This window comes from Micromonospora alfalfae (assembly GCF_022230925.1).
Taxonomy (GTDB): Bacteria; Actinomycetota; Actinomycetes; order Mycobacteriales; family Micromonosporaceae; genus Micromonospora; species Micromonospora alfalfae.
Genome location: NZ_JAKKFH010000062.1, coordinates 114,746 through 139,301, shown reverse-complemented (window position 1 = coordinate 139,301; position 24,556 = coordinate 114,746). Strand labels below are relative to the sequence as shown.

18 protein-coding genes and 2 pseudogenes are annotated in these 24,556 nt (G+C 68.5%); 11 read left to right on the top strand and 9 right to left on the bottom strand.

Going from position 1 to position 24,556, the window contains the following annotated elements; genetic code table 11:
• Positions 1 to 326 precede the first annotated feature (326 nt).
• Positions 327 to 1,331: an ATP-dependent DNA ligase gene (locus MED01_RS33610; protein ID WP_238672489.1), complete on the top strand. Its 1,005-nt coding sequence runs from the start codon at positions 327 to 329 to the stop codon at positions 1,329 to 1,331.
• Between the two features lie 41 nt (positions 1,332 to 1,372).
• Here the strand turns inward: MED01_RS33610 and MED01_RS33605 are convergent, their stop codons facing one another.
• From MED01_RS33605 to MED01_RS33595, 3 genes are all read right to left on the bottom strand, one after another.
• Complete coding sequence (locus MED01_RS33605) at positions 1,373 to 3,154, bottom strand: hypothetical protein (RefSeq protein ID WP_238672488.1); 1,782 nt, start codon at positions 3,152 to 3,154, stop codon at positions 1,373 to 1,375.
• A gap of 908 nt (positions 3,155 to 4,062) precedes the next feature.
• Positions 4,063 to 4,443 carry a histone-like nucleoid-structuring protein Lsr2 gene (locus MED01_RS33600; RefSeq protein ID WP_238672487.1) on the bottom strand — a complete coding sequence of 127 codons (381 nt, stop codon included), beginning with the start codon at positions 4,441 to 4,443 and terminating at the stop codon, positions 4,063 to 4,065.
• A 204-nt stretch (positions 4,444 to 4,647) separates the two neighbouring features.
• Positions 4,648 to 5,808 (bottom strand): hypothetical protein, encoded by a 1,161-nt coding sequence (locus MED01_RS33595; protein WP_238672486.1) that lies wholly within the window; start codon positions 5,806 to 5,808, stop codon positions 4,648 to 4,650.
• Positions 5,809 to 6,793: 985 nt separating this feature from the next.
• Between MED01_RS33595 and MED01_RS33590 the strand changes: the two genes are divergently transcribed.
• Positions 6,794 to 7,249, top strand: coding sequence for a helix-turn-helix domain-containing protein (locus MED01_RS33590; protein WP_238672485.1), 456 nt, complete (start codon positions 6,794 to 6,796; stop codon positions 7,247 to 7,249).
• 280 nt (positions 7,250 to 7,529) lie between these two features.
• Here MED01_RS33590 and MED01_RS33585 read toward each other — a convergent pair.
• The 3 genes and pseudogenes from MED01_RS33585 to MED01_RS33575 form a co-directional block, all read right to left on the bottom strand.
• Positions 7,530 to 7,999 (bottom strand): annotated as a pseudogene (locus MED01_RS33585) (IS5 family transposase); the annotation flags it as partial.
• Between the two features lie 88 nt (positions 8,000 to 8,087).
• Positions 8,088 to 8,333: pseudogene (locus tag MED01_RS33580) on the bottom strand (protein-L-isoaspartate O-methyltransferase family protein); the annotation flags it as partial.
• A 199-nt stretch (positions 8,334 to 8,532) separates the two neighbouring features.
• Positions 8,533 to 9,945: an NsdA family TPR-like regulatory protein gene (locus MED01_RS33575; RefSeq protein WP_504900267.1), complete on the bottom strand. Its 1,413-nt coding sequence runs from the start codon at positions 9,943 to 9,945 to the stop codon at positions 8,533 to 8,535.
• 258 nt (positions 9,946 to 10,203) lie between these two features.
• On the opposite strand from MED01_RS33575, the gene MED01_RS33570 reads away from it, so the two are divergent.
• The 8 genes from MED01_RS33570 to MED01_RS33535 all read left to right on the top strand — a co-directional run bounded on the left by MED01_RS33570 (position 10,204) and on the right by MED01_RS33535 (position 20,133).
• Positions 10,204 to 11,802: a glycoside hydrolase family 3 N-terminal domain-containing protein gene (locus tag MED01_RS33570; RefSeq protein WP_238672483.1), complete on the top strand. Its 1,599-nt coding sequence runs from the start codon at positions 10,204 to 10,206 to the stop codon at positions 11,800 to 11,802.
• Positions 11,796 to 12,851 carry an Ldh family oxidoreductase gene (locus tag MED01_RS33565; RefSeq protein WP_308193591.1) on the top strand — a complete coding sequence of 352 codons (1,056 nt, stop codon included), beginning with the start codon at positions 11,796 to 11,798 and terminating at the stop codon, positions 12,849 to 12,851. Before MED01_RS33570 ends, MED01_RS33565 begins: the two co-directional genes overlap by 7 nt.
• Complete coding sequence (locus MED01_RS33560) at positions 12,848 to 14,437, top strand: hypothetical protein (protein ID WP_238672480.1); 1,590 nt, start codon at positions 12,848 to 12,850, stop codon at positions 14,435 to 14,437. Before MED01_RS33565 ends, MED01_RS33560 begins: the two co-directional genes overlap by 4 nt.
• Positions 14,434 to 16,563 carry a glycosyltransferase gene (locus tag MED01_RS33555; protein ID WP_238672478.1) on the top strand — a complete coding sequence of 710 codons (2,130 nt, stop codon included), beginning with the start codon at positions 14,434 to 14,436 and terminating at the stop codon, positions 16,561 to 16,563. The genes MED01_RS33560 and MED01_RS33555 overlap by 4 nt, the downstream gene beginning before the upstream one ends.
• Positions 16,564 to 16,732: 169 nt before the next feature.
• Positions 16,733 to 17,578, top strand: coding sequence for a sugar phosphate nucleotidyltransferase (locus MED01_RS33550; protein ID WP_238672477.1), 846 nt, complete (start codon positions 16,733 to 16,735; stop codon positions 17,576 to 17,578).
• Between the two features lie 310 nt (positions 17,579 to 17,888).
• Entirely contained in the window at positions 17,889 to 19,241 is a 1,353-nt protein-coding gene (locus tag MED01_RS33545; RefSeq protein ID WP_238672475.1) for a helix-turn-helix domain-containing protein, read from the top strand.
• On the top strand, positions 19,238 to 19,903 hold the full coding sequence (locus tag MED01_RS33540) for a 2'-5' RNA ligase family protein (RefSeq protein ID WP_238672473.1): 666 nt from the start codon (positions 19,238 to 19,240) through the stop codon (positions 19,901 to 19,903). The genes MED01_RS33545 and MED01_RS33540 overlap by 4 nt, the downstream gene beginning before the upstream one ends.
• Before the next feature lie 47 nt (positions 19,904 to 19,950).
• Positions 19,951 to 20,133, top strand: coding sequence for a hypothetical protein (locus MED01_RS33535; protein ID WP_238672471.1), 183 nt, complete (start codon positions 19,951 to 19,953; stop codon positions 20,131 to 20,133).
• On the opposite strand, the gene MED01_RS33530 is transcribed toward MED01_RS33535, so the two are convergent.
• The 3 genes from MED01_RS33530 to ligA form a co-directional block, all read right to left on the bottom strand.
• A complete protein-coding gene (locus MED01_RS33530) occupies positions 20,134 to 20,676 on the bottom strand; it encodes an AAA family ATPase (protein WP_238672470.1) in 543 nt (180 codons plus the stop codon).
• Positions 20,677 to 20,843: 167 nt separating this feature from the next.
• Positions 20,844 to 21,797, bottom strand: a complete 954-nt coding sequence (locus MED01_RS33525) for a DUF5954 family protein (protein ID WP_238672468.1) — start codon at positions 21,795 to 21,797, stop codon at positions 20,844 to 20,846.
• Positions 21,798 to 22,122: 325 nt separating this feature from the next.
• Positions 22,123 to 24,225, bottom strand: a complete 2,103-nt coding sequence (gene ligA, locus MED01_RS33520) for an NAD-dependent DNA ligase LigA (protein ID WP_238672467.1) — start codon at positions 24,223 to 24,225, stop codon at positions 22,123 to 22,125.
• Between ligA and MED01_RS33515 the strand changes: the two genes are divergently transcribed.
• Positions 24,224 to 24,457 carry a hypothetical protein gene (locus MED01_RS33515; protein ID WP_238672466.1) on the top strand — a complete coding sequence of 78 codons (234 nt, stop codon included), beginning with the start codon at positions 24,224 to 24,226 and terminating at the stop codon, positions 24,455 to 24,457. The genes ligA and MED01_RS33515 overlap by 2 nt on opposite strands.
• The last annotated feature ends 99 nt before the right edge of the window (positions 24,458 to 24,556 follow it).

Genomic DNA, 24,556 nt, shown 5'->3' with positions numbered 1-24,556 from the left:
CCCACAACCTCAACCTCGCGCCTCGCAGGAGCGCGGTGAGCGTGAGGCCGAAGAGGCTCCGATGTTAGCAGCCGGTCGATGACCGCGATGGCAGCGGACGTCGGGGGCTCGGAGACACACACAGGCCTGGAGGCAGGAGGTTCGATTCCGGCCGCCGGCTTCACCTTCGCCGCATTCGTTGTGGCGGATCTCCACCCGACGCCGATGACTGGTCCCTCACGATGACCTGGGGGGCGGAGAATGAAAGGTGTTCACAACGGGCGTGGGCGGTGAACCCCGCTCGACGCCGGGCAGCGGACCCGGCGCTGCGGCGGCCAATCGCACCGATGCTTGCCGCCCCGGTCGACCAGGTGCCCGAAGGCCCTAACCTGGTCCACGAGCCGAAGTGGGACGGATGGCGCGTGATTGCCTTCCGAGACTCGGAGGGGGTGTACCTCCAGTCGCGGGCCGGGAGGAACCTCACCACCTACTTCCCGGACATCACCCGAGCGATCCGAGACACCATTCCCGCCGGGGCGGTCCTAGACGGTGAGCTGATCGTGTTCGAGCGCGGCAGGACGAACTTCGCGCAGCTCCAGCGCCGCGTAACCGCCGGCCGAGGGCTGCTACGTCTGACTCGCGACTGCCCCGCTCACTACATCCTGTTCGACCTGCTCGCGGACTCCAGTGGGGGAGTGATCGTGGACTTGCCGCTGACGGAACGGCGGGCACGGCTGGAACGGCTGCTCACCGACGCGCCCGCGTCGCTGACGGCCACCCCGCAGACCGCCGACATGCGGCAGGTGTGGGACTGGCTGACCCACTGGACCGTCGCCACCGGGATCGAAGGGGTGGTGACCAAGCGGCTGGATGGCCGGTACGAGTTGGGCCGGCGCGGCTGGGCGAAGTTCCGCACCCGCATCGTCAGCGAGGCGATCGTTGGCGGCGTGACGGGCGCCGTGCGGTCCCCGAGCACGGTCCTGCTGGGCCGGTTCGATCGGCGCGGGAAGCTGCGCTACACCGGCCGTACTCACCCACTTTCCGCGGATCAGCGGGCCGAGCTGTCTGCGGCCCTGTCTCTACCAGGGGCCTTACAGCATCGCCGCGCGGCCGTCGTTCATCCGTGGCCGCATCCGCTCCCCGCCTCTTGGGCGGGGCAGTTCGACCGGCCGGACCCACTGCGGTACGTGCAAGTTGAACCGACCGTGGTGGTCGAGATTGAGGCCGACGTGGCGTTCGAGCATCAACGTTGGCGACACGCGGTCCGCTACGTCCGGACCCGCTCAGATATGTCGGTCTACAACGTGCCGTTGCTCTTGGGCGAAGTCGAGGGGTACTTCGGCGACGCGTAGCCCAGCGGCGATGCCAGCGAAACTCACCAGGCAGTTCGCAGCTAGGTTAGTTGCAGGTCGGTGAGGAACAGCAGCAGCTCTCCGACCGAGCTGACCCTTCGCAGCGACCCGACGGTCAACTGAGTCGTATCTCCAGGCAGCAGGAACGGCGTGAAGGGGAGCACGACGACACCGGCGATGGTGACCTCGGTTGGCACGGGTACCGCCAGCTTGGTGCGGTTGTCATCGATGGTGGTCACCCTGTCTGCCCAGGACGTCCACGCCTTCTCCGCCTTCTCTCGCAGCGTCTTGATCGCTGAGTACTCGCCTGCTGCGAGTCGGGCGTTGCTCTTGTAGGCCTTGCAATCGATGAGCAGCAGCACTCCGTCGTGGTAGGCGACCGCGTCGATGTCGGTGATCATCGCGCCGTCGATCTTCACGTTGCGGCGGATCAGCGACCGGTACTGCTCCGGTGGCCGCCACATCGTCAGATCAATGAGCTGCTGCACCTCGTCCTCGAACGCACCGGCCCACACGTTCGCGGCGTTGTCGTCGCCGGGCCGATGGAAGACCTCCGTCAGTGCCGCCGACGCCATGGCGCCGTTGAGGACCAGGTGCCGGCGACCGACTTCGTGGATCAGCCCGCTGTCGATGAGGTAGACGATCGCGTCGTCTGGGCCCCCGTTGAGCCAGCCGCCTCTCAGGACGGGATGCCCGGCGGCAGCCTTCGTAAATGCCCGAAGAAACTCGCGTCGGCTCCGCACCACGTAGCCGAACCTCGACCAGGCCCGCCGGGAAATTCGAAGGACTGCGCCGCGGGCCACCACCAGGTCGCTGTATGCCTTCAGGAATACCGCGACTGTTTGAGCCTCGCCGGTGAGCCCGAAACTGCCGGGCAGGAACGCGGCGGGGACCGTCTGCTTGAGGTCGGTGAGGATCGGGAACACCGGGTCCCAGTCGCGTAGTGCCTGCCGCAGCAGCGGACCGTGCAACGCCGGCTGGTTGATTAGCGAGCCCCAGACGATCATCGGCCACTGCGCGGTGAGCGGCGCCAGCGCCGTGCCGTACGCGCCGAGCGCGGCGGCCGGCCCGTGGTGGGCGGCCGAGACCCGCTCGTCGAACAGGTCGATCGCTGCGGCGACCTCGGTGCGAGGTTCGAACGAGGCGTGGAACAGCCCTTCGTGGACCAAGGCGACTTCCTGGCCCTTGCCGACGCGGCGTTTGGCAATCTCGATGTTCGCCAGGACCAGCCCCAGGTAGATCAGGTGGTCAAGCTCGGTCATCACGCTCGGCGGGACCCGCCACGGTGCTGTCAGGAAGCCAACCAGGGTGGACTTCCGCGGGGACGAAAACACGGCCGAGCCGATCGCTGGTAGAGCGAACATTGCCACGTTGCCCAGCCAGGCGATCATGAGTGGCTGTGCCCTTACGAGCAGCGCGTACCAGAAGCCTGGGTCGTGCCGTGCGGCGATCGGGCGCATCATCTGCCGGATCTCGTTGGCGAGCTCTGCCAGTATCTGCCAACCAGCCAGCTCGGCCAGCGGTTGCCGGTGCCCAGCACCGAGGCGGGTGGCGGTGGCGCTGATCTGCGGTCCGAGCACCCACCCGGCGCGTAACCGGAACCCTTGGCCGTGATCGCCGAGGAACCCTTCGATCAGGCTGGTGGCCAGGTCCCCGCGCGATCTGGGCTTGAGCGCCTGGGTGAACCCGCCCAGCAGATGCGGGCCGATCCGCTCACCGGGCTGCGGCTCCCCGGCCGCCGACCCGGGCACGCCCGGCGCCGGGCTCGGCTCCCAGCAGAGGATCAGATGAGGGCGGCTACGCCGTACCCGTCTTCTGCGCATACATCAGACTCTATCGACGGGCCTCGGGCGCCTTGAGGGATCCCCGTCTCGCGTGCACCGCCGTCCTGGCATGTGTCCGGCACACTGCTGCAATTGCGCTGGACCGCACGAGCGGGCCACCGCCAACCGGGCTGAGAGCCGGTTGGGCATTCGCACCGCTGTGCGTGGGTGGCACGCGGTTGTTGGCAGCGGATCGGGACGGCCTCGACGGTGAGTGCCGCGATCGGCGGCACATACCGTCGAGGAGTGGATGTTCTGCCGCGGAGGGGGCCCGGGAGGCGGACACGCAGTGTCGGGGCGCGGTGAGACGGTCGTGTGGCAGGCATGCTTTACGAGATGACCGGTCCGGCCACCAGCGCGGCGGCCGGATTTTGCGGATGTATCAGTCTTGTCCCGACTGCTGCGGGCCCTATAGACGCGGCAAGCGGGGACCGCTGTAACAGGCGAGTGACACCTAACCGCTTCGGCTGACATCCAGGCAATCGAACGTGTGTACGATCAGGCCGTGGCGGAGGAGGTGGCGAAGCGGTGGTGGAACGGCGTTTGGGGGCGTCTAACTCGGCGTGACGTCTGGTTGATCCGTCAGACGCGGTGGAAGGTGATTGCTCGTACCGGCAATAGCGAGACGGGTCAGGTGCTGCGCTGGACGTACGACTCGAAGGACGACGCTGCGGCGATGGTCGAGCGTCTCCTGCGCGCCGACTCCGCGGGGCGATGGCGCGAACAACAAGGTGGCGCGCCACCCGTAGAGACTGATGCTGATCCGAGTAAAGTGGCACCTCGTGCAGCAGGGCCAGGCGGACGGGTGGAGCGGGGTAGGGGCGTCGCCGCGACTCCACCTGCGGATGCGCCGATAGCTTCCACCCCGCCAGCCCAGAACGGCAAGTCAATGCAGCGTTAGACGGTGATCAGCGCCCTGCCGACGCGTGGTACTCGGCGACAATTTCCTGAGGGATTCGGCCGCGATCCGAGATGTCCTTGCCGGCCCTCTTGGCCCAGTCCCTGATCGCCTTGTTCTGATCCCGGTTCGCGACTCCGCCGGTACGGGCACCCCGCGAACTGCCTACACCCGCCGCGCTATGCGTGGCGCGTGCGGATCGTGCGACGCCGCCCCGTCCCACCTTGACGCCGTGGGTGGTGTACGGCGAGAAGGCGTCCCGCAGCTTCTCTGCGTTCGCGGCTGACACGTCGATTTCGTACTGAACGCCATCAAGGGCGAACCTGACGGTTTCGTCCGCGCTTCCGCCGTCCAGGTCGTCGACCAGCTTATGAATGATTTGCTTAGCCACAGCTCTACCCCCTAATTCCGCAGGATCTACTACTGAACAGTAGCCTTCTGTATGGCTGATAGAGAAGTGGGGCCAGCTGGCTGCGCTGTCGTCCCCGAGGAAGCAGCCGATCTCTGGTAGTCGAGCCATCGGCAACGTTTGCCAGAGCGCCTGTATAACCGCATCGCATCGACATCGCCAAGCGCTCCCCTGGCATTGGTCCGGTTACAGCTCGCCGATGATGCGGGAGCGTTGCTCAGCGTACTCACCGTCGCTGATCAACCCCTGCTGGTGCACGGCGGCCACTTGGCGGAGTCGGTCGGCGATCGGGGTGGACGGTGTTGTTGTCGGGTCGGGGTGTGGATGCGCGGCACGGTTGTCGGGATCGATCCCGACAAGGTCCTCGGCATTCGGTGCGCTGTCGGGGGAGGGAGTGGTGTCGACGGCGCCGGCGATGCTCCAGAAGTGTTCGTCGACGGCGGTGGCGCTGCTGGCGGCGCTGATGAGGGAGCGCAAGGTGTCCGGTTCGCAGTTCAGCACGGTGGTTAATTGGGTGGCGTGGCCGGCGGTGGGTACGAGGCGCCCAGCGAGGATGTCCATCGTCACCGTGGTTGCGATGTCCGCCCTGCGAGCGAGCTCGGTGGAAGAGACGCCAATGAGCTCGGCGTAGACACAGAGGTAGCGGGCCAGCGCCCGGCGCGCCGGTGGTGCCTGGGTGTCGATCCCAGTGACCAGGAGGCCGAAGCGGACCCGACGGCGGGTGACGGGCAGCTTCGGCAGGTCGATGACCGGCGTCGAGCGCAGACTGGGCGCGGCCACCAGTTCGAGTGCGACGCACTGACGGGCGTACTCCTCGCGGATCGTCGCGACCTCCGCGGCGATGGTGCGAACCCGCAGCAGCTCCTCCCGTGTCTGGTGGAACTGCACTTCGAGCTGGTTGGCCACGCGGACCGCGTCGTTGCGGGCATTCTCCGAGGCCCGCAGGTTGCTGACATGGCGCTCGGCTTCTGCCCGGAGGCGTTCCTGCAGACGGGCGACCTGGCGTTGCAGGACTGGAATGGCGGGTTCGCTCTCCGGGACGTTGCGCTGGCCGGGTTTGCCCGGCGGGCGGCTGACCGGACCGTTGTAGCCGTGGGGGAGCTGTCCTCGTGCGCATTGGTACCAGCCCGCGGCGAGGGCCCGGATCCCGGCGGTATCGCAGCTGTCCGGCAGGCACGCGATGATCAGCTCGGTCATCTCCCAGGTCGGACCGAGGCGGTAGCGGCTGAGCTGCTCCGATACCTTCTGGCGGTTGAGACCGGGGTAGTGCAAGCCCCGGTTATGGGCGTGCTCAAGGATCTTCGCCTGTCCGCCGACGCCCAGGTGATCATCGATTAGGCGGCGCACGTAGAGGGTGTACTCAGCGGCGTCCGGATTGGCGGACCGCGTTCGGATGGTGCCCTCGTCGACGGTGTACGGGCGGGCGTTGCGGCGCGGCTGGCGCTGGCCGGTGCTCATGCGGTCGGTCGTCCTTGTTGCACGAGGGTGGTCCCGACAGCGATCGATGTTGTCGGGAGTTGATCCGGACCCCTTTCCCGACATTAGGGACGTCGAGGAAAGTTATCCACGCCGATCTGCTGACTGGTTGGTCGGTCAGGGTGCTCCGCGCCGCTTCGTTGAGCGCCGGGTTAGCGCGGAGCACCCGCCATCTATACACCATGCGAGAAGACGGTGACAGAGTGCAGCCCTCAACGAGAATCCGGCGTGTTGCCAGCACCCTTGGCGCACTGGTTGTGCGGACCTGGCAACGCCAGGCCGGCGGAACCAGTCGTCCAGCCAGGCCGGCGCGTCATCATCCCAAGCACCGTCGTCCACGTCCCTGGCCGCGGCGCCCGCGACGGCGACGCCCGTAGGCGCGGCTGTGGCGCCGAGCCACCGGTTGAACCACCGATGACGCGCGCCGCCTCGGCGAGTCGCGAGGCCGTACGTCTCCGCGTCCACCGTCAGGGGCGGCGCGCCCATCGGACCGGCTACGGGCGTGGCCGAACCGGACCACGCGACCATCCGCTGAGCATGCAGGTGGAGATCCCGTCTGCCGCCAGGCTGTCAGCCTTCCAACAGAGCAGGCTTGCCCCAGCTGCGCTGCGACACCAGGCCATTGAAGTCCAGCCAACGCCGACAGCAGTGTCACGGGTGCGTCCCAGGGATTGGCTGCCGCACCTGGAACGGAGATCCGGAATGCTGGCACCGTCAGTCGGGCCGGGCGAGTTCGAGCGACATCTCTGCGCCGTCACGCAAGGGGAGCGGCTCCCATGCGGGAGCGCCCACAATGGCTGTCTGCACGCTCGATGCGACTGCAACTCAGAGGGCAGGCGTGGAGGGGAGGGGTCAGTTGGGTGCCAACGACGGGGAAGGCGATGGCCGGGACATGGGTGATGCCGAACAGGCAGCACAGGACCGGTTTGCCCAGTTCGTGCGCCGTGCAGTCGACGCCGCTCACGACGACCATGACTGGTCGATCAAGCAAGTGGCGGCCCGTTGCGGCATCGGACGCTCAACCATCTTCCGGTGGCTATCCGGTGACTGGCAGCATCATCCAGAGCTGCCCAAAGTGCGGGCGTTCTGCGCGGCCCTGGACCTCCCGCTCGGCGCTGCCCTGCGCGCCCTCACCCCGCTGCCGCAAAAAACACCGCCGCCGGAGGTGCCCGTGGCAGATCCAGCGATGGAAGCGCTTCTTGTGGCCGTCCGCGACCGATTCACCGACCCTCGCACCACACTCGCCGAGAAAGAGCAGCTTCTTGCCGCTTTGCACCGTCTCGCATATCGGAGGTTGTGGCGTATTGGTTGATGGGCTTGTGGCAGCGGTGGGGGTCAGCCTGAAGTCGGCCACACCGAGTAGCCCGGCCCGGATGGACTGCTCGTCCGTCAAGCGATGCGGGTCATTCCGCCTGCAGTCTCTGGTACAGGCGGACGGGGTATAGCTCGACACCCAAGGCGACTTCCAGGCTGGCGAGGGTGCGCAAATCGACGTACCGGTCGCCATTCAGCGCCGACGCGATGGTCGGATGACTTAGAACTCCTAACTCTTTGAGTGTTGGAGCCGGCGCCAGCAGATGATGGCGCAGGCGAGGGTGAGGTTGGGTGACGTCGTGGCGGTTGCCGCCGGTCAGTGTGACGGCGAGGGGGATGCCGCCCGCGTCGGTGATGACGTGGTGTTTCGAGCCTGGCTTGCGGCGATCGACCGGGCTCGGACCGGTTTTGGGCCGCCCTTCAGGGCCCGGATGTGCGTGCCGTCGATCACCGCCCGAGACATGTCAAGCTGGTCGGCGGCCCTCAGCTTGCCGAGCAGTGTTTCGTGCAGGCGTTGCCACACCCCGGCGTCGTTCCAGTCCCGCAACCGGCGCCAGCAGGTCATCCCCGCCCCGAACCCGAGCTCTTGGGGCAGGTACTCCCACGGGATCGCGGTGTAGAGCACGAACAGGATCCCGCACAACACCTTGCGGTCGTCGAGGGGCTTACGGCCGGGGAACCGGTGCCGCCGTGGTGGTCGGGGCGGCAGCAGCGGCGCGATCTCGGCCCAGAGGTCGTCCGAGACGATCCACGGCGGCTGCTCACCCCTCCTCACGTTCAGGCAGAACGACCCTCACGTCCCCGCGTTACGCCCAACATCATTTCGTTAGGAGTTGTAAGTGGTCGCTGATGTCGATGCTGGTCACGAGGCCGGTGGCCCCGGCTCGCGCGGCGAGCAACGCGCCGGAGTATCCCGTGCCAGTGCCGATCTCCAGCACGCGGGCGCCTTCGTTGACGTCGAGGGCGATCACGTCGCGTTGGATGGCTTCTGCTGCGGAGCGGTGCAGGGTTTCGCCTCGGTGCTCATTGTGGGTGTAGTAGCGCTCCGGCACACAGGCGAACACCGGATCGACAGCGCTCACAGGACCCCCTCCGCTACGCGAGATAGCCTTGCCCACGTCACGCAGAAGCGATCCGCCTGCGGATATCCGCTCGGCCAAGGAAACGTGCGGCGTGCTTCTTGCGCGATGCCAAGCAGCGGGCAAACGCGAGCACACCGAGCCCGGTGAGTGTCCACCGGTGATGCCGCGGGCAGGAGACATGCACGACCTTCCGAAGTGATCACCGTGCGGGTGATGTCCGCGGCAACTCACGAATTTCACGGAGGATGTCGCGGACCGCTGGTGAGCGCGGTGCGGCGGGGGCGAGTTCGTCGTGCAGTCGGTGTAGCAGTGCGACGCTGCGCACGGAGCTGACGGCGGGTAGGCGGCCAAGGGCGAGGCGGGCTGTGCTGACCGCGAGGTCGAGGTCACCGGCGGCGTGGTGGGCGAGGCTGAGCCAGGCACCGTGGCGTAGTGCGGAGCGTTGCGGGGAGTCGGTGGGACTGGTGTGCGCGCGGGCGTGGAGCAGCCGTTCAGCTTGGCGAAGGATCGCTGGCCGTTGAATCGGTACCCGCTCGGCCAGTACAACGAGGCCTCGGCCGGTGATCGCGTCCAGTTCGACCCGATCGATGTACGACGCCCATGGGGGAAGCGGGGCGTCGGGGGCGGTGTCGACGAGTGCGAGGGTGTTCTCGCGCATGTGGAAGAAGCTGGTGAGGTCGCCGGCGACGGCGTGGGCGAGGCCGCTGCGGGCGGCTACCAGCGAGCGGACGGCGGGCGGAGCCTTTGCCGCCGACTCTTGGGCTGCTGAGGCAAGTTGCAGGGCGTCGAGAGCGTGGCCTCGGTCAGCGGCTTGGTTGGACATGAGGGCCAAGATGCTGGCGGCTAGGCCGGGATCGCGAGCGGCGTGCGCGGCGCGTAGAGCAGTGAGGTACCAGCGTTGGGCGAGGCCGTCCTCGTTGGCATCGAACGCCATGAACCCAGCGGTCTGGGCGAGCTGCGCTAGTGCGGCGGCAAGGCGGCGGCCGGCCTCCGCGTTGTAGGACGCGCGGCGCAGGAGCCGGGCTACGGCGGTGAACTGGTCACTGACGAATCCGCGGGCGGCGCCGCCCTGGTGGTCGTCGAGCCGTTGTGCGTGGGCGACGACGGTGTCGATCATGTGGAGTAGCGGTGGGGTGACTGGTCCGCCGTCTCCGGCAGCCGCGATCAGGTCTGGGTGTGGCTGGTGAAGCGCGGTCCAGGCGTGGGCGGTGAGCGCGGCGCCGGTGACAGCGATGACGGTGCGACGGGTCGGCACGGGTCCTCCTACGAGGCTGAGCAGTCCGTTGCTGTCCCAGGGTAGATCCATCGCGTGATTCGCCAGTAGCGCTGGATGCGAACGCGGGGCGGTTACCCCCCAGACGTCCTCGAACATCAGGTCGATTCTGAGCTTGGCGGAAAGCACCTCGACGACGAGTTCGGGTATGTCACCGTGCGGCACAGCGCCGTCTGAGACCCATTTGTAGGGGGTCTTGGGGTGGACTCTGCGGGTGCTGCCGCGGGCCACCAGAGCCGAGTTGATTCGTCGGGCGAGGGCCTCGGGCCCCCATTGCGCCTCTCGGAGCAGGCCGGCCAGACGTCGGTTGGCGCGGGAAGTTGTGGGTTCGGCCTCCACGGTGGGATCCCCCTTCCGGGTGCCGGTAGTGCAGCCGCGGGCCTGACAGTAGCGGCCACGGTCAGTGGCGGGCAGCGAAGCGCACCATCCGCACCAGGTTCCGAGCGAGCGGCACCAGTGGCACTGCTTTGATGCCTGCCCCAGGCGCTGCGAACCGACAAAGGTCGATGTGTGGGCATCGTCAGCGCCTCGGATGTCACTCCGGCGTCCTGCGGTTGATGCTCGCTAGTCGACCTGCGGTCGCGAGGGAGAGCTGCCATGCCACGTCTGATTCCCGGCCAGCCGGTAGGAGTCGATCCCGTCCTTACCGCTGACATTGATCTGCTGGTGCGTCCCGGCCGGATGTCCCTACGGCCCGAAGATTGCGCTCAGTCACTGCACGAGCAGGCCGGCAGTGAGCCGGGCCGAATCAGTAAGGCCATCGTCGCAGGCCCGGCCCGGCTGAGCCAGGTCACCCGGACGGCGAGCGAGAACTCGGCCTGTTCGCTGCCGCTGTTGCTGAGCGTGAACCAGGAAGGCGGCCGGTTGAACGCGCTGGACTGGCCAGGCGCGGCCCAGTTACCGGGAAACCTGGCGCTCGGGGCTGCGGGGGACGAGGACCTGGCCGAGCTCGCTGGGGCGACGATCGGTGAGCAGCTGCGCGCGGTGGGGTTGACCTGGAATTTGGCGCCGGTGTGCGACACCACGGGGTGGCCGGCGGCTGCTGCTGTTGGCGCTCGCGCCTTCGGCTCCGATCCTGAACGGGTTGGGCTGTTGGCGGCAGCGTACGTACGCGGATTGCAGCGGGCCGGCGTCGCGGCGACCGCCAAGCACTTTCCCGGTCTGGGCGGGGTTGGTGGGGACCCGCACCACGTCGCGCCGGTGGTCGACCGACTCGGTTCAGGTGCGCTGCTGCCGTTTCGAGCGGCGATCGACGCGCAGGTGGCGTGCGTGATGGTCGGCAGTCACACCGTGCTCGCCGTAGACAACAAGCCGGCATTGGCATCGCCGCGCGTGCTTGGCCTGTTGCGTGACGAGCTGGGCTTCGGCGGCGTGGTGGTGAGCGAGAACTTGTCGATTCCTGCGGTGCACGAGCCGCTCGGGGGGGTGGCGCGCGCGGCGGTCGCCGCGGTGGCCGCCGGGGTGGACATCGTGATGCTGGACTCGGAGGTTTCCCGGGGGCGTAGCTCGTTGGCGGCGCGGATGGCGGCGGTTCGGCGGCGCGCGGAGGTGGTGCAGGCGCTGACGACGGCGGTCGAGCAGGGCGTGATCGACCGCCAGCGCATCGGCGAGGCCGTGGACCGTGTGCAGGCACTGCACCGGCGATACGGCCTGACGCCTAGCTCGCTCCGACCGGACTGGCCGTCGGCGAACGCGGCGGCCTGGCGTGCGGCGGAACGGATTGCTGACCGTTCGGTGGCGGTGGTGCGCGGAGACCGGGTCCTTCCGCTGGACGTGCCGTCCGGCAAGGTGCTGGCCTTGATGCGGGTGCCTGACGAGGGGCAGCGGCGGGCCGACAGTGCCCGCTTAACGCCGGACTATCTGCCCACGCTGCTCGCCGCGCGTCACCGTGTGGTGCAGGTGCCGGTCGGCGCTCCAGTGCCGACGGCCGGTCCGGTGATCGTGTACGGCTACGACACCCGCACCACAATCGCGGGTCCGAGCAGAGCTGCCCAGGAAGCCACCCGGCTGGTCGAGCGCGGGCGGACGGTAGTTCAGGTCGCGTTCGGTGATGTCGACGACCTGGCCGGTTCGCCCGCGCCCGTGTTGGTGGCCGCGTTCAGCCCGCACTGGGCCTCCGTCGCGGCGGTGGCCCGAATCCTGCTCGTCGACGGCCGCGCCCACGGTGTCGTACCCGTCTCCGGTGTGTCGTGGTGACCCGGGTTCCGGCCGGCCAGCTCGCCAGCTTCTTGCAATGCCTATATGAGGCCGCGGGGATGACCCGAGCCGGGGCGCGCGTGATGGCCGATACGCACGTCGAGGCTGACCTTCGTGGCATACCCGGCCACGGCAGCCGATTGGCCCCCGGCTACCTGGACAAGCTGCGAACCGGGCACCTGAACCCGCGTCCCCTGATTCGGATCGTGCAGGACGAGGAAGCGGTCCTGGTCGTGGACGCCGACCTGGCCCCGGGGCCGGTAGCCGCCCGCTTGGCGGTCGCCGCGGCGATGCTCCGTGCGCGGCGTTGTGGCATCGCCGCCGTGACCGTTCGTCGGGCCGGTCACGTCGGCGCGCTCGGCATTCCCGCCGCTCAGCTGGCCCGGCGTGGCCTGGTGGGCGTGGCCGCCGCGCAGGCGTCGGCGCGCAGCGTGGCCCTGCACGGCGGCAGTAGCGCGCCGGTCCTGGGCAGCAGCGCGCTGGCGGTCGCCGTTCCAGGTCCGGACCCTCAGCGCCCGGTGCTGGTGGACCTGGCCGCTGCCGCGATGTCCTGGGGCCGCCTCCACCAGCTGGCCCGCACGGGACAGGCGTTGCCCAACGGATCCGCGCTCGACGCGAGCGGGCATTGGGTCCACGATCCGGGCCTCGCTGTGGCGCTGTTGCCGGAGGGCGAGCGCGGCCAAGCCCTGGCGATCGTCTTGGAGCTGCTGGTCGGCGCGCTGACCGGGAACGCCCCCTTGCCGACGGGTGACGACGGTCGAGGGCTGCTGGTCGTGGCGGTCGACCCTCACCGCCTCGCCGTCGCCGAGTCGCTCGCTTCGGGCGTAGCCGCTGTCGCCCAGGCGGTGCGCGAGCAAGGTGCCCGGATGCCGGGGGATCGCGCCTGGTCCCAGCGTGACCGGGCCCGCCAGGACGGCATCGCCCTCGACGCCGGCGACATGGCCGCGCTCATCGAGGCCGGTCGTCGCGTGAACGTCCGTGCTCCCCACGGATGGATCCAACCCGAACCCCTCGACGCCACCACCGGATCACAGAAGGAGCAGATGTGAGCAGTCCGACCAGCACACCGACCCTCGCCGGCCCCCTGGCCGCCGACCAACCAGCCCTCTACCGAGGTGCGGCCCGATCCGAGGTCGCCCGCCGCCTGCAAGCCGTCCTCGACCTATCCGACCCCTACCCGGTCGTGAACGCGGCGCGTCAACTCGCCGCCGGGGCGTTGGAGCGGGCCCTGGCTGACGTCGTTGCGGGCCGGCTGCTGCACGAGCCCACCGGTCGCCGCATCCCGCTACAGGAACTACCCGCCCGCACGATCGCTGCGCTCACCCGCACCCACCACCTCGACGCGGACCAGAGCGACGCCCTGGGATTCGCGCTGCGCTGCGCCTTCGCGTGGCCCGGCGTCGTCGGCACCCCGGACGCCCCGTACGCGCTCAAGTCGGTGCTCCCTGCCGGGTTCGTGCCGAAAGCCACGGTCGAGCAGATCGCCGCGAGCCAGGCCACCGCCGGTCCCGACGGGTTGAACACCAGCTACATGATCTCGCAGATGAAGGGCGGCATGTCCGCCGACTTCGGCATCGGCTGCCCCCTGATGTGCGCCTACTGCTATCGGCGCGAAGGCGACACCGTCGACGGCTACCTCGGCTCCTGGGAGCCGACCGGGTTCCTCGAGCCCGAGGATGTCGTCGCGCGGCTGCTGTCGCACCCGTGGTTCACCCCGCACCACACGCCCATCGGCCTGCACATGTCCACCTCCGAGGCGTTCCTGCCGAAGCTGTGGCCGCGGACCTGGCGTGCGTTGCAGCTGCTCGACGAGCTCGGCCTGACCAACCGCGTCTCGTGCATCACGAAGTACACCCTCTCTGACGAGCAGATCGACTGCCTGGAATCCCTCGTCCACGTCGACCTCGACATCAACGTCTGCTACGCCGCCATGCCCGAGTCAATCGAGCCGCCAAACCGTGGGCGCAGGCTTCGGTTCCTGCGCCGCATCCTGCACTCCGAGAAGATCAACGTGCTGGCGTACTACCGGCCGATCGCCGAAGGGCTCAACACCACCGACGCCCACCTGCGTCACGTCTGGCAGACCTTCAAGGACGCCGACGCCCGCACGGTGGTCCTCGGCGGGCTGAAGTTCGCCGACGACCACGTCCAGTCCTTCATGTCCTACGGCCTGCCGCTGCCGGCAGGGTCCTTCACCCCCGGCAAGAAGCTGCTCACCGCCGGCACGGAAGCGCGGATCATGGCGGCCTTCGACGAGGTGTACGCCGACGTCGCCCCAGACTGGCGCCCCGCAGTCCTGAAACGATCCTCGTGCGGTCGAGCGGTGGAACGCGGCAGCCACATCCCCGACTACAACGGCCACTACGACCAGCCCACCACCAACTGCCGACTGCGCTGCCCCGCAGCCCAGCACGAGGTGTGCGCGGCAGCCCAGCCGCCGGACGAGGGAACAGTCCGGCACCTCCTGGCACGCATCGGCCGGCCCGACGCGCGCGTGGACATCACCGGCATCACCACCGTCGTGCACGCCGAGCTGAGCCCGTTCGAACGAACGTTCTTGCGCCAGAACCTGCTCTTCCCGGTGCACACCGCCCGGCAGGCCGCCGAACTCGTCGCCGGAAGGATCACCCGATGACCACCGCCGCACGCCCCACGCCTAAGCGGATCTTCCTGCCCCTGGCCGAGTCCCCGTTGCTTAGCCACCACGGCGACGAGGACGTCGACCTCGCCGTGCTCCTGGCCACGACCGCTGACCCCGAACCCGCGACCGTGCGGGCGCTGCTGTCGATCACCGCCGCCCTGGCCGCCGATCGGATCGCCCGCGCGCTCGACGAGCGAACGGACCTACCCCTTACCTCACTGGCGCTACTCGTGGCGCACCGGCCCGACGCTAAGCAGGCGACCGGTGCCCTGCGCGGCCGACTCTTCCCCGACAGCACCTCACCCGGTGCATGTCATCGATTCGCCCGCACCGTGGCAACGCTCGTCCACCAGCCCGCATCGGTCGACGACGCCTACCTCGACAGTGAACGATTCCGCGCATCCGCCGCCGCAGCCGACCCGGCTGTCCTGGAACAGCTACTGGCGCCGATTCTGGACGGGGGCACCCTGCCCGGTCCCGCCCAGACCGGGCTGCTCGCGCTGCTCGACGCCCGCGCCGGCCGCGTCCCAACGGCCCCCCTCGATTTGGCGGGCGCGACCGCTCTCGACCGCGCCCGCCAGCAGCAGGTACGCGCCGCGCTTCTCGCACGGCGCGAACAGACGATCCGTGACCTCGCCGACCACACCGCGGGACTGACGCTGGCCGCCGAGCTGTGGTATTCCGCTCTCACGGCCACCGCCGACACCCCCGCCCAAGCCAGCCAAGCCCTCGCCCTGGCCGAGAACGCCGCCAACACCCTCGCCTCGGGAGAAGACCCGGCCTGCGCCTGGCCTGCCGTCCGTCGCCGCTGGCAGCACGTCACCGCCGCCGCGAGCGCCGCCGGAGCCCAGCCGGGCGGTTGGGAGCAGGCGTGGCAGGCAGCCGAGTTCACCGACGAGGGCGCTCGATGGGACGACACTCAACGCGCCCTCGTGGCCGGCTATGACCTGCTCGCCAACCACGTTCGCAGCACCTGGGGATCACCCGACACCCCGCCCACCCCTGACCACTACTGGGCCGCCGACCCCGCCGGCCGCGCGCTGCTACACCTGGTCGCCGACCACCTCACCGGCCACCAGACACACAGCCCCCTCCCGCACTACAACGACCAACTCCTCATCGCCTTTGTGCACGGCCTCGCCAAGAACCGCCACGACAACATCCCCGCGGACCTACACCTGCACGGCCTAATCGCCGCCATCAAGGCCGCCCGGTCCAAAGCCGCCATCCTGGCCCGGCAGGTCTCCGCCGACTTCGGCATCGTCGTGCCGATGCGCGCCGAAGCCCACCGCCTCATCGCCACACACTGCGACGACGCGCTCACCCTCAAGGTCGCCCAACTGGGCTGGCTCCTGCAAGCCCGTCCTGACGCCCACGCCGACATCCTCCTGGTCGACGAGAGCACCGACGGCGCCTCCGCCCGCGCCGCCCGCGCGATCGACGTCGACCACCCGCAGATCCGCGTGACCGTCGCCCAACGCCCCGACGACACCAGTGCAAAAGGTGGCGCCGTGCTCTGGGGCCTCGCCGAGCTCGCCGGCGCCGGCCGCACCATCCTCGCCTACACCGACCTCGACCTCACCTACCCCCTGGAGCAACTCGGTCTCCACGTCGCCGCCCTCGACCAACCCGGCGTCGGCGCCGTCATCGGTTCCCGCCGCCGCCCCGACTCCCACGGCTACTACCCGCCCAGCGGCCCGACCCCCACCACCCGGCTTTACCAGCGAGCCGTCCAGGATCTCCTGCAACTCGACGCCACCGACCCGCAGGCCGGCTTCAAAGCCTTCCCGGCCACCGCCCTGCGCACCGCACTGCCCCTCACCGCCGACCACAGCTTGGCGTTCGACACCGACCTACTCGCCGCCATCGCCCGCTGCGGACACACCGTGGCCGAGGTCGGCGTAGCCGCCCTCCACCAGTACACCGAAGGTCACCGGAGCACCCCGCACGACTACGACACCATGCTCAACGGCGTTCACCGGCAGGCCCTGCGCCACGGCCTCGACCCCGAGACACGCCGGACCCCGACGTGGGACCGCATCCGTCAGGCCGGCTCCCTGGCCGCAGCCGCTGGCGAACCCACGACCACCACCATGCTCAAGGCACCCGCCTCACGCTGACGAGATATCGCGGGCCGCCGGCGTCGACACGCCGGCGGCCCGAACCCGTGCGCGCCTTCCCCATGTGCCCCGAATCGGACCAGTGCGATGCGTAAACTGGCACAGATCCGCCCGGCTCACTGTCGCCTTAACCTTGACGGCCGGTGCAACCCAACCGAAAGGTAAGCGCGTGAGGGCCGTCATCGCTGTCGCCGGCATGGGCAGCCGCTTCTTCCCCATCGGCAAAACCATCAACAAGTGCATGCTGCCGATCCTCAACCAACCAGTCGTCGCCTACGCAGTCGCTGACTGCGTCGCCGCAGGCGCCCACGAAATCGCGATCGTCACCGCCCCCGGCGAGATTGGCCGCCAGGTGCGTCATTACTTCACCGAAGACCACGACCTGAAGGACTACTTCACCGCACGCGGCTGGCAGGACAAGTACACGCCCCTCGCCGACCTGCACAGCCAAGCCGACTTCACGTTCATCGAACAACCACGCGACGATCGGTACGGCACCGCGCTGCCCGCGATCGTCGCCGCTGACTTCATCGCCGGCGACGACTTCCTCCTGGTGGCCGGCGACGACCTTTTGCTTCGCAACGACGGCGGATCGGACCTCGTCGACCTCGCCGCTGCCCGGGCCGCCGCCGGAGTACCGGCCGCACTCGCCGCCGCCACGGTGCCCGGCGCCGAGGCCCACCGCTATGGCATTTTGGCTCCGCGAGTAGCGGAAGGTCACCAGCTACTCGATCAGCTGCTGGAGAAGCCGACCACCTACGGCGAGCTGACCGCCTACATCAACATCAGTCGCACTCTGCTACCCGCCGACGCGATGGCCTACTTCCAGAAGCTGACCCCGGCGCCGAACGGCGAGTACCAGGCCACCGACGCCGTCATCGCTTTCGCCCGCGACAACGACGTACTGATCCACCCCGTCACCGGCGAGTACCACGATTGCGGCAATCCCGCCGGCTGGTTGGCGGCCAACAACGCCGCAGCCCAAGCGATCGTGGCCTCTGGGCCTCGCGCATGATCACGAATGCCGGCAGGGTAAGAGGCTGGTCGGTCGGTCGACACGCCCGCAGCGCCCTGTGTAGATAATGTCGGCATATGCCGACATCAAACTCCGACAAAACCTCGACATTGTGGCCCTGCCATGGGCTGCCGCCACTGTCGATAATGGGCATCTGACGATTTTGCACGGTCTCTCAGCGATCAACGGTTGCACCGGTGCATGCTGAGATGCTCGTATGCTTCGCCGGACCGCGAGATTGTCACAGGCGACACTGATGGTCTCCACGGACCATGGCCACAGTGTCTGCAGTCGACCGGAGGTAGCAGCGATGGCTGACAGCGACGAGATCAAGGCTGCCCGCCGCGCACTCGGCCGCCGACTCGCTCAATTGCGTAGGGCTGGCAATCTTACCCAGCACGACTTGGCGCGGCTCGTGCAATACGGCCGCAGTTCCGTGGCGAGCACCGAGACTGGCCACCAGCACCCGGACCGTGCTTTCTGGGCGCGCTGCGACATCGTCCTGCAAACCGGTGACGCGCTCGTCAGTGAGTACGACCGCATCACCGAGCTGGACCGCCAACGACGACGGTCAGCGGCGATCCAGGCGGTCAGGAGCACGTCAGTGCCGGTGACGCCCGACGCTGGCCGCGAAGTCCCTGCAGCGAACGGCGGTGCTGTCTTCTGGGAGCGCGAGGACACCATCAACGCCCGCCGTCTGGCACTGAAGTCTTCCGTCGATGACAACATTCGTCTCGCATATCTGGAACGCGAGGTCCGGCAGGCGATCGCCGACAACGAGCGCCTCACCCCGGTTATCCTCATGGCGCGTATGCGACCGCTTCGGTCCTACGTCGACCAGCTCATGGCAGGCCGGCAGCACCCACCGCAACGCGCCCGGCTCTACGCCGTCGCCGCTCACCTGTCTGGCCTTCTCGGCGCACTCGCCCTTGACCTCGGCGCATTCGGTGCGGCGCACGCCTATGCCGCCGAAGCGTTCGACCTCGCCGAGGCTGCCGAGCAGTCCGAAGCGCAAGCCTGGGCACGGGCCACGCAGAGCCTGATCGCCTTCTACGCCGGTGACTACCATGACGCGCTGGCCTACGCCCAGGACGGCCTGCGCCGTGGCGGCGCCAGCGCGCACCGGATCCGCCTCACGATCAACGGTCAGGCGCGGGCACTCGCCCGCCTCGGCGATCGGTACGGCGTCGACCGCGCCGTCGATTACGCGTTCACCATGCTGTCCGACTACCCGGCCGGCTCCTCCGTCAGCGCTAGTCTCGCCCTCGGCCCGTACTGCGCGGCCAGGACCGCGGCCAATGCGGCGACCGCCTACCTGGCGCTCGGCCGTACCGCAGGCGTCACCAACCATCTCACCACCGCGATCACCGCGTTCGACACCGCAGGATTGGCTGGCCCGCGTGCACTCAGCCGCCTCGACCTGGCCACCGCACACCTGCACGCCGACAACCCCGACCCCGAGGAAGCAGGCGCACTGGCGGCGGAGGCCCTCACTCTCACCGCGGACCAGCGTTTCGAATCGGTCCACCAGCGCGCCCGTCAGTTCCTCGCTGCCGCCCACCCCTTCGCTCGCCACCCACAGCTACGGCACGTTGCCGACCTGCTTGTCGACCGCACACAGGTCGCTGCCACCGGACAGGCCGCTCTACCATCGCTGTCATGAGCAGCCGGGAACTGGCCAGCCTGCACGAGCGCTGGACCGCCTACCAGGCCCTGCCCGAACTCACCAACCATTGGTACTGGCGCCCGGGCTGGCGGGCCGACCGCCAGTTCTACACCTGGCACCTCACGTTTGAACATCAACCGGAACTCGATCACCTCGTCAGCGACGTGCAACGCCAACTCACTCTGCCCGGACTGGACCTGGTGCCGCTCGACGGGCTCCACCTGACCATGCAAGGCCTCGGCTTCACCGACGAGGTCACCGACAGCGACCTCGAAGCAGTCGTCACCGAAACCCGGCGACGCTGCGCCGGCATGTCGCCTCTAGAGCTGTCACTTGGCCCGGTCGACCCCGACGCCGAAGGAATCGGCTTGCTCGTCCGTCCCTGGGACCGCGTCGAACAACTCCGAGCCACCATCCGCGATGCCATCAACGCGGTATGGGAGACCGTGCCGGAGGCCTCAGAAGGATTCCGGCCACACGTGACGATCGCCTACAGCGGCTCGCAAGCGCCTACCGCACCAATCCGCGACCGCCTCAACGCCATCCGCCACCAGCCACCAGCCTGGGTGACCATCCGGCAAGCAACGCTGATCGCGCTGCGCCGAGAACATCGCAGTTACGAGTGGACAACGGTGGCGACCGCGCCCCTTGGCTTGTGACCCACTGACCATTCACTTTAACGAGCCTACGACTGGCCGGCGAGGCCATGGCTCCGGCGCCGAACGGTGAGTGCCAGGCCACCGACGCCGCGATCGCCTTCGCCCGCGACAACGACGTACTGATCCACCACATCACCGGCGAGTACAACGACTGTGGCAATCCCGCTGCCTCGTTGGCGGCCAACAATGCCGCAGTCCAAGCGACCGTGGGCTCTGGGCCGCACGTCTGATCACGACTGAGCCGGCCGCGCCAACACCTGCGACGCCAACTCCGCTACCGGCAGCTCACCATCTAGCACCACCGTGTCAACCGGCAACAAACCGACAGCGGCAACGCAGCGGTTCACCTGCTCCAGCCGCCACGTACGCACCTGCGCATCACGAGCCGGGTCATCCGGCCAGATCGACTGCGCCTCAATTCGAGCCTGAAGGACGCGGAAGGGCACGTCGATGAAGAAATGGTCGACGCCCACGCTGTGGGCACGCAACCGACCGAAAATTTCCTCAAGATACGACGGCACCACCACGGTCATCGGTACCACGAGCGTGCGTCCGTACTCCTCCAGTAGTGCTATCGCCGTATCCGCCACGCTACGACGCCACACTCGTAGATCCTGGAAATCGCCGCTCGCGGGCAGCGGAACTATCTCGCGGAGCATGAACCCTGGCAACTCCGCATCGAACATCAACAGCCGAGGATCCTCCGCAGTCAACCTCTCCGACAGAGTGGTCTTCCCCGCGCCGAACGCACCGTTGATCCAGATCAACTTCATGTACCGCTCCTCACGCGCCGATGGTGTACGACTCAAGAACCCGGTGAGGATCACCCCGCTGCCCGGCGTTCGCCGAACAGTCTCCGTGAAGCGCTTGGGCGGCCTTGGCTAGGAGGGTGGTGGCCGGTTGGTGGTTGTCCAGCCCGATGGTGATGCCGTTGCTCGTCTTAGCGCTGGCGGCCCGCGCCCGGTGGCTGGTCTGGATCGGGGTCCGATGGTCGGGGCATTTCCGGGCCGGTGGCGCCCATGCGCAGCAGGGTCTCGATGCGGGTGACCCGGAAGTGGCGTCCGAGCGCGGTGACGTCGTCGACAGGGTTGGTATCGAGGGTGTCGGCGGTTTGTTGGTAGGCGGCGGCCTGGTCGTCGGTCAGCCTCAGCAGGCGCGGTTCGATGTGGCGCAGGCCGAAGGCGATCTCGTCGCGGGCCAGCTGCGGTGTGGCCACCGCGCGACTGTAGGGCCGCCACGACCCGCCGACGGATTCGGCTGCGGCGTAGCGGGTCGGCAGGATGACCCCGACTGGGTGGGAGGCGACGGCGGCGACGCTGTCGGCGTATACGTTGGCGGGCACCTGGGCGCGGGGGTAGTGCGAGGTCGTCAGCTCGGCCCGCAGCATTGCCTCACTCAGGCCGGTCGCCCCGTCTGGGTCGATGACGATCTCTGGGGCGAGGAAGCTGTCGTGGTCCTCGGCGTCGCGGGGGTCGCGGTCAGTGGGTCGGGGCGGTTCAGGCCCGTCCGGGCCGAACCGCGCGAACGTGTCCACCCGCACGATGCGGTGCACGCGACCGTTGATCACCACCTCGTTCACCTTCTCCCGGTCCAGGACGCCGAGCGCGGTGGTCAACTCCGCAGCCAGCGGGGGGTCAGTGGTCTCGTCGAGCTGCTCCATGAGGTGGTGCGCAAGCTCGTCCCGCGCGGCCTGCGGCGTATCCGACATGACGGCGTACACCTGCCACCGCCCGCGATCTATGTGCACCGCGTGGCCGAACAGTGGGGCGCCGATGCGGATCTTCGGGTAGGTCACCGTTCGCCGTGCCGCGTCCTCCTCGGTGACCGCGCCGACCGGGTCGGCGGGCTGCTGCACCCGCAGGATGACCGGCGGCCGCACTTCGTCCGCACTCATGCCACGGATTGTGCGACGGCCCGATGACCTGTGTCACGAGGGCGCGCCTTACCGCGGTGGCGTCGTGCACCGTCGCCCTGCAGGAGCACCCGGCGGCTGACCTGAATCCGACGGCCTCGCCTGTCTGCCACAGTCGTCACGACATCCGTTTCCCCGACGAACTGGCCGTTTGCGTCGGCCACCAGCGTGGATCAGGGCCTAGCCGGCGACCAGGTCAGCGAAGACGATCGGAACAACGGAATCCACCATCGAGGCATGAGCTGCCTTGCGAACCAGAGTCGCAACAACGTCGCCGGTCGACGTGGGCCTGCTCATCTACCCCTATTCACGTTAGGTGTCCAGTGAGGCGCTGGGCGAGTTCCTCGGGCGTGATGGCTTCGATGCCCAGTGCCCGGGCCTTGTCGCGCTTGCTGCCGGCCTTCTCCCCGGCGACGACGAGGTGGGTGCGGGCAGAGACACTTGAGGATGCGCGTCCCCCTGCCTTGGCGATCAGTTCGGTCATCTCGGTTCGAGATAGGTCCGAGAGAGGCCCGGTCATCGCGCCGGTCACCACCACGGTCATCCCCGCCAAGGGCAGCTCGCTCTTCGCCTCCTGGGCGGACGTCTCGGCCTCGCCTTCAGCATCTGTGGGAGTAGAAAAAACGAAGCCCGGTTGGTACATATTCACGCCTGCGGCGACGAGCTTGTCGATGACAGGGGCCAGGTCAGCCAGTTCTTCGACGATCACGGGGGCCTTCTCGTTGCCGATGCCGTTGACCTGCTCCAAAGCGACGGCGTCGGAGTCTCGGATGGCTTGCATGGACCCGAAGTGCGCGGCGATGCGCAGCGACATGGAACGGCCGGTACCGAGGACGCCGAGGGCGCAGAAGACGCGATTGAGGGGCTTGGACTTGGCCGTCTCGATCGCGGCCATCAGGTTGTCGGCGCTCTTGGCCCCCATGCGATCCAGGGCGAGTAGCTGATCGCGAGTGAGGGTGAACAAGTCGGCGAAGTCCTCGATCAGCCCCATGTCGACGAGTTGCACGATGACTTTCTCGCCGAGGCCGTCGATGTCGAGCGCGTCGCGGGCCACGGCGTACCGGATCGCCTCTTTCTGGCCACAGGAGCGCCCCCGCGCGCAGCGCCACCGCTCCTGACTGCGGTCGATGCCGGAACCGCAGCGCGGGCAGAGTTCGGGGAAGTCGATGGGCTCCTCGGTGCCGGTGCGCAGGCCGGCGACCGCGCCTTCAACGCGGGGGATGACTTCGCCGGCTCGGTAGACGATGACGTGGTCTCCGAGCATCAGGCCCCGGCGAGTGATGTCGGCCGGGTTGTGCAGCGTGGCGTAGGTGATGGTGGTGCCGGCGACGTCCACGGGGTCGAGGACGGCCCGCGGGGCGATCACACCGGTGCGGCCCACGCTCCACTGCACGGCGCGCAGCACAGTGATCTTCTGGGCGGCCGGGAACTTGAAGGCGGTGGCCCAGTACGGGGTGCGAGAGCCCATCCCCGCCCGGATCTGGTCGGCAGGGCTGTCGGCCTTGATCACGGCACCGTCCAGTTCGATGTCGAGCCCTGCACGCAGGGCACCGATCTCGCGCACCCGGTTCACCACCTGGTCAAGGGTCACGTAGGTCCGGGTAGCGAGCGGGGTGTCGGCCATCGTCCCCAGCCCGAGATCGGCGAGGCGGGCGATGAGCTGGGTGTGGGTGAGCGCGGCGAGGCCGGGATCGTCGGTGTGCTCGGAGTGGGTTAATGCGGCGTAGGCCAGGAAGGTCTGCCCGATTCGGTAGGCACGGTCCTTGGCGCGCAGTGAGCCCGAGGAGGCGTTGCGGCGGTTGGCGAAGGCCGTGGCGCCGTGCGTGATCCGCAGCTCGTTCGCAGCGGCGAACTGGTCCTCGGTCATGAGGACTTCGCCCCGCACTTCGATCGTGACCGGTTCGGTCAGGGTCATGGGCAGGCCGATGATGTCCCCGATCGCGTGGGACACGTCTTCCCCGGTCGTCCCGTCGCCGCGGGTGACGAGTTGAACCAGCCGGCCCTCGCGGTAGCGGGCTGCCAAGGCCACACCGTCGAGCTTGGGTTCCACCGCCCAGCCTGCCACTGCGGCTCCGCCCAGCCGCCGCTCCAGCGACGCGGCCCAGGCCGTCAGTTCCTCGTCTGAGAAGACGTTGCCCAGGCTGAGCATCGGCACGGGGTGCGCGACGTCGCCAGTTGTCACGCCTCCCGCGACCTGCTGGGACGGGGAGTCGACCGCGACCTGCCCGGGGTGCCCGTCCTCCCACGCGGTGATACCGCGCAGCAGCCGATCGTAGGTCTCGTCGTCCAAGTCAGATTCGCCGGAACCGTAATAGGCATCGGCGGCCTTCCGCGCCTGCGCGACGGCTTCAAGGTAGGCGGCGTCGTCAGCGAGGTCGACAGCGGTCGCCGCTGCGGAAGGTGTGGTCATGCTGTCCATTCTGCTGACTGCCCCTGACAGCCTGGAGGTAGAGCTGGTGGGACTCATCCCGGATGTCGCGTCGTTCTGCCTGCTGGTCCGCCGCACACATGGCAGGGCCGCCCTCCACCTGGCCCTACGGGCCTTCCGCATCGCGCGGGCGTACGTCTGCGCGGCGTTCGACATGGCCGTCGCCGCCCAACAGCCCGACGTATGGGCCTGGTCCCGCAGCACCCCTAGCTGATCACCTACTACACCGCCGACCCGCCACCCCTCTTGAGGTAGTCCCAGGAGGCCCCGGTTGGTCGGCCGGCCGCAAACCAAGGCGGGCCTACTGTCGGTG